At 48.1% G+C, this 2,287-nt stretch carries 2 protein-coding genes; one reads left to right on the forward strand and one right to left on the reverse strand.

Annotated features, from left to right (window positions below; all coding sequences use genetic code 11):
* Window positions 1–668 (forward strand): IS630 family transposase (locus BW940_RS20710; protein WP_143823986.1); only part of this gene is annotated, 668 nt, incomplete at its 5' end.
* 412 nt (window positions 669–1,080) lie between these two features.
* On the opposite strand, the gene BW940_RS21395 is transcribed toward BW940_RS20710, so the two are convergent.
* Complete coding sequence (locus BW940_RS21395) at window positions 1,081–2,028, reverse strand: hypothetical protein (RefSeq protein ID WP_139246303.1); 948 nt, start codon at window positions 2,026–2,028, stop codon at window positions 1,081–1,083.
* Window positions 2,029–2,287 lie beyond the last annotated feature (259 nt).

A 2,287-nucleotide genomic window follows, 5' to 3' on the forward strand; every position in this document is an offset into this window, starting at 1 on the left:
CAAAACGCCCATGGCGACCGGAGAATCCAGAGGAGATTCTCGAAGAGCGCGTCGACGACGCGCTCGACGAAGATGATCAACCCCATAACAAACGTAAAGGAGATGATGAAGAAGGGTGGATCGTCGACGACGATATCTGTACAGATGGCGGCACTGTTCTCGGGTTTTTCGATGCATCACAACCGCAACCGTATGATAATTCACGACGTGTCTGGTACGTCGATGATCCACACGTTGAGCGGCCGTTAGTGAAGACAGAAGACTCGGCGGTTGGGTTCTACGCAGTGAACGGCAACAGTGTGGTCCAGTGGAAAGAAACCGAGGAGAAAGAGCGGATTTGCGAGGTGTTAGAGGCGGTACGCGAGCAGAATCCCGGCAAGCGGATTCTGCTCGTCTTGGACAAGCACGGCTCCCACATCTGTGAATACACGCGCAAGCGTGCGCACCAACTTGGCATCGATCTCGTGTTCCTTCCCTCAGGATCACCGCATCTCAACCCAATCGAACAGGTTTGGAAATACCTCAAGTGGACGATGGCACCGATCATCGTTGAGAACGAAGACGAGTTCCACGAACTCGTCAAGGACGTATTTGATCAAGTGACACAACGAGTCAGTTTCGCAAAGAGCTGGTGTGAGAAGTTCCTTGATTTTCAAAAGTTTCCTTGATCATTAAGGTCGGCCGGGCTGCGATCCCAATTCTCCTGTTCCTTCGCATCCGAGGTCCGTCACCCTCCTGTACTCGGAGGTGCATGTCATAGATCGACCTTCGGGACTCCATGGCATACTTCACGCTCCAGGTATTTCAGCGGGATTCTCATGGAGTCACCCTCGTACCAATTATCGAAATACCCCGATGATTGATAATACAGTCCCCACTCCGACGCACACCAGACCGGCCAGAAATAGGGGGAAAAGAGCATTATAGATAGCGACGAATTGTAGGGCAGCTATACCAATTAACGATAATTGAATTCCGAACAGCATCAACTTACAATCTACTATTGAAACCATATATTGATCTTCATATGAAAATTATAAATACATATCGCTTCTATTTAGAAGTAATAGAACAACTTTTCTATATGATCTCGGATTGATGCACCTCAAGATTATTCCCGTCAGAATCTGTTGAAATTCTATGTTCAGTAATATCGATAGAAGGGCTGAATCCAATTGCTGGACCAGATGCGGAGAAACTCAACGTCGGTGAAATATTAAGCACTCCGTGAGCATGTGTATATGAAGCTCGCACGACACGACGGTCCGGTTCCCAATCTCCAATAGTGGAGAGATAGACACCACAGACTCCGGCAGGATAAACTCCCTCTTCTGTTTTTCCAGGATCGAGTAGTCCACAGTCATTATTATCTACAGCTACATCCTCCCACAGGTTATAGATCTCCTTATCGTCGAATCTGAACGATGTTCTCCCAACCGTTGGTTCATGCAGGTCTTCGTTCCATTTCACATGGTGATCCATTTGACCACTTGCGTCCATCGCACTCTCTCCACCGCCATCGGCAAGTTCGAAGTATTCGTTCTGCCGACTGTTCCATGCGATGCCAGCTGCGTCTCTTGGATCTTCACCATGACTATCAGGGATAAAACTACTTCCAGCACATGATGCTGAGAACTTGTACGCAACCGATAGCCAGGCATACATGTCCGTATCACCTGGGGCGTCCGAACCATCAGTGGCTCCGATTGTTACTTTCACTCCCCCGTCCTGCGGGTCATTGATTGCGTCAGGCTCTATTTCCGGAGTTCCCCCATCATCAGTTTGAGTATCATCTGGTCCGAGGGAGAAAGATTCTTCAACAGTCTTTGAAGCATATGAATATCCATTTTCTTCGAAGAATTTTTCCATGCCTTTGTTGCCCTGGGAACTCCCAATCGATAAGGCACGTTGCATATCCTTCTTGAATCTGTTACTATCTCCCTCAGAACTTTTCGCTGAGATGGTTCCTACGGTCGCATACAGTGCACTGGACGCTCCAACTGTTTTGAGGAGTTTTCTTCGTCTCACATACCAACATGAAATGTGACGCATCTAAAATCTTTTTATTTATCCAACTATTTATACTATAAGTCAATTCGCAGTTGGGTGGCAATTCACCGTCAGACCGATTTCGTAGCAGGCTCATGAATTGTCTCTCAATGGTGAACCAAGTGTGTCGCTGGGGATTGGCGGATCGCCGGAAAGAGCGGTTGGGTTTTCTGAAGAACCTCTATTATGGCGATTCGATTGCGGAAGCTGCCGACCGTGAGGGCAGGTCGGCAGCGAC

It is taken from the genome of Natronorubrum thiooxidans, assembly GCF_900156475.1.
GTDB classification, from domain to species: Archaea; Halobacteriota; Halobacteria; order Halobacteriales; family Natrialbaceae; genus Natronorubrum; species Natronorubrum thiooxidans.